At 40.3% G+C, this 4,651-nt stretch carries 4 protein-coding genes; 2 read left to right on the plus strand and 2 right to left on the minus strand.

The window, feature by feature from the left end; all coding sequences use genetic code 11:
* Window positions 1–135: 135 nt before the first annotated feature.
* Together B2V22_RS02370 and proC are read right to left on the minus strand one after the other, a co-directional pair.
* A complete protein-coding gene (locus B2V22_RS02370) occupies window positions 136–1,233 on the minus strand; it encodes an FUSC family protein (RefSeq protein WP_290490256.1) in 1,098 nt (365 codons plus the stop codon).
* Window positions 1,234–1,347: 114 nt separating this feature from the next.
* Window positions 1,348–2,157 carry a pyrroline-5-carboxylate reductase gene (proC, locus tag B2V22_RS02375; protein ID WP_290490258.1) on the minus strand — a complete coding sequence of 270 codons (810 nt, stop codon included), beginning with the start codon at window positions 2,155–2,157 and terminating at the stop codon, window positions 1,348–1,350.
* 169 nt (window positions 2,158–2,326) lie between these two features.
* On the opposite strand from proC, the gene B2V22_RS02380 reads away from it, so the two are divergent.
* Together B2V22_RS02380 and B2V22_RS02385 are read left to right on the plus strand one after the other, a co-directional pair.
* Entirely contained in the window at window positions 2,327–3,139 is an 813-nt protein-coding gene (locus B2V22_RS02380) for a DUF1189 family protein (protein ID WP_290490260.1), read from the plus strand.
* 117 nt (window positions 3,140–3,256) lie between these two features.
* A complete protein-coding gene (locus B2V22_RS02385) occupies window positions 3,257–4,201 on the plus strand; it encodes an aldo/keto reductase (protein ID WP_290490262.1) in 945 nt (314 codons plus the stop codon).
* The last annotated feature ends 450 nt before the right edge of the window (window positions 4,202–4,651 follow it).

Genomic DNA, 4,651 nt, shown 5'->3' on the forward strand with positions numbered 1-4,651 from the left:
CCTATATATTGTAGAGCCCTTTAAAGGGTACTATGATTACGAAATCAACTGCACACTCAAAAAAGGAGGGGTTGAGACTCTTGTCTCGACCTCTCCTTTTGAAATAGCGTATATTTTGTTTTGGTGACATGTGATTTATTCGATGCCTTCTAGTGAGTCTGCTTGGTATTCGTCTTCGTCATGGTGGATTCTATATGAACGAATCAGGGTGTTTAGTTTGATTAATGATTCTTCGTAAGATACCAATTGACCGGTGATCAACATTAAAGCGTTTGAACGCTCGAATTCTTCTTGGGTAGCGGTTTGTTTAATGGCTGCGTATTCGAAGATAGAGTCCATTAAGTCTTGCCGGTACCCTTGGGTTGGTTGGAAGAAATTCACTTCTAATGGTGAGATTCGACCGTCAAATTTCAAGAAGATTTGTTCGTGTGCTGAACAGAGGGTTTCGATTCGTTCTCGGATTTGGATCCGTAGTTCTTCGGGTAATTGGAACATGACATTGGTATGGGTATGTAAGACGGATAGTAAGGCCAGTGCTTGTTCTAGTGACACGATTAAAGCCCGGAAAACAACGAGTTTTCGTTTTAACATGGGTAGTTTTTGCTTAGACCATACATTCTCATCTTTTAAGAGTGCGTATAGGCTGTGACTCTGTGCGATACGTTTTTCTGCCCAGGCGATATCAGAGGTTAGGGTAGAGTATTCGCCGTTTTTGCGAAGAATGGCTCTCAAACGCACTAAGATTTCACTAGAGGTTTTATTGACTTCTTCGTAGAGGATGGCGTCGTATTTAGGTGGTAAAACAAAGACGTTTACTAATAGGGAAACGGTTACCCCAAGTAATGACTCAACCACCCGCGCAATGGCTGAGAGGATAATCATATCTTGGTCGCGCAACATAATCACCACAAGGGTAATGGTTGCTAAGGTGATAACATTGGCCATATTTAAAGCCCTCAGAATTCCGATAAAAATGGTCACGGTCACCCCGATAATAATAGGGGAATTACCGAAAAAGTGCACCATGACTACAGCAAAGATACCCCCAAGTATCGCCGCCATCACACGGTTGAAGAAGGTATCGATCGACCCTCGTACAGTTTGTTGTAACCCGATGATAGCAGTAAAGGCAGGGATGACAGGTTCAACAAAGGGTAACCAGTCAGCAATTAAAATACTGAGCATTACCCCAAGACCTGTCTTAAACATCCTGGCACCAAGTTTCATTGTCATTCAATCCTTTTTAATGTTCTTCATCATTTTGTAGTATCTCTTCAACTATTCATATTACTAGGCAATGGACGTGAAAGCTAGCGATAACAGTAAGTTTTCAGCAATTTACACAAATTATAAACTTTCGGACTTTTCAATACCCGCAATCATCGTTTCAATAATCGTGCCGCGTAGGTTCATCGACTCAGCAGTACGTACTTCTTCAATGGTTGTGCCACCCGGTGTACAAACCGCGTCCTTCAAAGCGCCAGGATGCAGGTCCGATTCAATCGACAACTGTGCTGCCCCCTTAACCGCTTGTTTGGCAAAGGCTAGCGCTTGTGGTCGGGTAAGCCCTTTTGCCACACCAGCATCCGCCATGGCTTCAATAATCATAAAGATAATCGCAGGGCTTGAACCCGCAATCCCTGTAAAGGCGTCCAACTGGTTCTCAGTTAATTGTTCTGCTGACCCGAAAGTATGAAGGATTTGCATAATTAATTCCTTGTCAGCTGCCGATAAGTTTTCATTATAGACAACACCAGAAATCCCTTCCCCAACTTGCGCTGGAATATTAGGCATCACCCGAGCAAATTTGGCAGAATCCCCTAACTGTCCAGCCGCATCCGTTAAACTGTATCCTGTTGCAACCGAAATCACAATCGTCTCCGCAGTAAGTGTTGGTTTGATCTCATCCACCACATCCTTGATTAAATAAGGCTTTACCGCAAGGATAACCACGTCCGCGTCCATAGCCGTCTCCTTATTATCTGTCAAAATGGCGAAACCATACTTAGCTGAGTCCGCTTCAGCTTTTTCAGGGTTAGCGCGTGAACCAGTAATCAGTTGGTTATCAATCTCGTCCGATTTTACCAAGCCGTTTAAAATCGCAGTTCCCATATTGCCTAGGCCGATGATAGCAATTTTTTTATCTATTTGTTTCATATACTGTGCCTTCCTTCTTTAAATGAATTCCTGAAATGAAATTCCTGTACATTAGAATACTTTCATTTTAGCACAAAACCCGCGACTACACGACAAAGTAAAAGCTTGCCTGATTCAAGCCAAGTTCAGTTATAATGGAGTCACCACTAAAAAGGAGCGATTCATTTAAATGTTTCCAATACACTATGTGAAAGACATGTTCAGCCCAGCCAATATTTTCTACCACCGTCACCTGATGACCTGGTGGAAGTCAATTCTCGTCATGGTTGTCTGGTCGATTATCATGACCTGGCCCTTCGCCAACAGTTTTCAACCCGTTGAAGACGGAACAGTTAATAAAGCCTTTGAAGAACTACAGACCATTATCCCAGAAGAAACAGTCAGCGAATTATCGAATTTCACCTATGATAACGGGTCTTTTCAGTCAGACCAGTCAGATATCGTTATTAACGGTGACCAATTACAAGTGGTTATTTTCCCTAGTGCCGACAATCTTGACGGCTACTTAAAGGGGACTGATAAGTTACTCTTAATCCTGCCAGACCAATTCGTATATCAAATAGACCAAGATACACGGTATACTGCTAATCTACCTTTAGACTTGAATGACGATATGACAGATAATGCGACTTTTATCGAAAGTTTACGAGTGAGTTATCAAACGGAAGTGAATACCCAAAGCAAGCAGGTCCTTGTCATGACACGTCAGTTGACCATCTTTATTCTTGGTTTAGGGGGCTTAATGATTATCGTTTCACGGTTAAACATTTTACAAAAACACAAATTCCATGACCTATTCTCCTTCCAATACTGTTTAGGTATGGTTGCAACCGCCATGGGAATACCTGCCATTATCGCCATTATTGTCGGCTTTTATATCACAAGTGTTAGTGTGGTGATCCCCATCTTATGGATTGGAACGATTATCATGCTCTACCTTTCTTACCGACAAACAAAATTCATTCGAACCGACACCATTTAAGTCTTCGACCAGATATTTCAATGGACTAGACGCTTTTGTTTCCATTTGACCAGAAAACAAGTATAATTTTATCAGTAACAAGAAAACGTTTTCTTACATCGATTTGGAGGCATATACATGAAACATATTTCATTAGGGCAAAATGGTTTAACAGCACCCAATTTAGCAGTAGGTTGTATGCGGATTGAAGGTAAATCAGTAGAAGAAGTCCAAGACTTAATCCAACAATCCTATGACGCAGGGTTAACGTTCTTTGACCACGCAGACATATACGCAAGAGAAAGAGGTGGGGCGGAAAAATTATTCGGCCAAGCCTTTGCTGGCTTAAACATCTCAAGAGAAAATATCATTCTGCAATCTAAAGTAGGGATTTACTTACCAGGCACCTATAATAACAACAAACAAAACTTCTTCGACCTATCAAAAGAACATATCTTACAATCAGTAGATGAATCTTTAGAGAGGCTACAAACAGATTATCTAGATATTCTACTATTACATCGTAACGACGCCTTGTGGGAACCAGAAGAAATCGCAGAAGCCTTCGATATACTGGAAATGAGCGGTAAAGTTCGACACTTTGGTGTAAGTAATCACACGCCAATTCAAGTTGATCTATTGAAGAAATATGTCAAACAAGATTTAGTCGCTAACCAAATACAATTATCACCGGCGCATACTTTGGCCTTAGATTATGGATTTAGCGTGAATACCAAAGCCGATGAAGGCGTAAACCGTGGTGGTGAATTAATTGATTATGCACGACTGCATGATATGGCTATCCAAGCGTGGTCACCAATTCAAGGAAAAAACGGGGTACTATTCAGCGATCCTTCTTATAAAGACTTGAATGACAAGTTAAGCGAAATCGGCGGTCGTTATGGTCTAGATAATGAAGCTGCAGCTATTGCATGGTTGCTCAGAATTCCAGGAAATACTCAAGTTGTCTTAGGAACCACCAACATCGACCGGATTCTAAATTATGCTAAGGCAAGCGAAATTCAATTTACTCGTCAAGAATGGTACGAAATCTATCAGAGTGCAGGCAATAGACTGCCGTAAATCGCAAAGTAATTTCGAAAGAACGCAAATCTACCAAGGTTTTGCGTTCTTTTAATATTTGAATAAACAATTTTTCTAATTTTTATTCAAATAACGCTTGTCTAAAAATAGATTACTTGCTATAATTCTTGTTACGGAAATAGTTCTTACCGGAACATTTTCAGGAAAATATTTTTGAAAAAAACATGTTGACATCGTGATTTGTATCATGGTATTGTTAAGTAGTTGTCGAGAGCGCTATTTTAGTTCTCAAAACAAGCAAAAATATTTCTTAAATTACTTGTTGACAAGATGTCAACTTGTAAGGTAAGATATTCAAGTCGCTTCATTAAGAAAACAAGTGTTCAACAAAATGTTGAAAAACTTTTAAAGGTTTTGCTTGACAACTCTTGAATGAAGATGGTATGATATACGAGTTGCTGCAAGGTAACGAGATAGACCTTTGAAAAC

This window comes from Aerococcus sp. UBA6277 (assembly GCF_002440555.1).
Classification (GTDB): domain Bacteria; phylum Bacillota; class Bacilli; order Lactobacillales; family Aerococcaceae; genus Aerococcus.

Excerpts from the sequence above, each read along its gene's own strand:
- B2V22_RS02370 (WP_290490256.1), bottom strand. The coding sequence starts at position 1,233 with ATGACAATGAAACTTGGTGCCAGGATGTTTAAGACAGGTCTTGGGGTA.
- proC (WP_290490258.1), bottom strand. The coding sequence starts at position 2,157 with ATGAAACAAATAGATAAAAAAATTGCTATCATCGGCCTAGGCAATATG.
- B2V22_RS02385 (WP_290490262.1), top strand. The coding sequence starts at position 3,257 with ATGAAACATATTTCATTAGGGCAAAATGGTTTAACAGCACCCAATTTA.
- B2V22_RS02380 (WP_290490260.1), top strand. The coding sequence starts at position 2,327 with ATGTTTCCAATACACTATGTGAAAGACATGTTCAGCCCAGCCAATATT.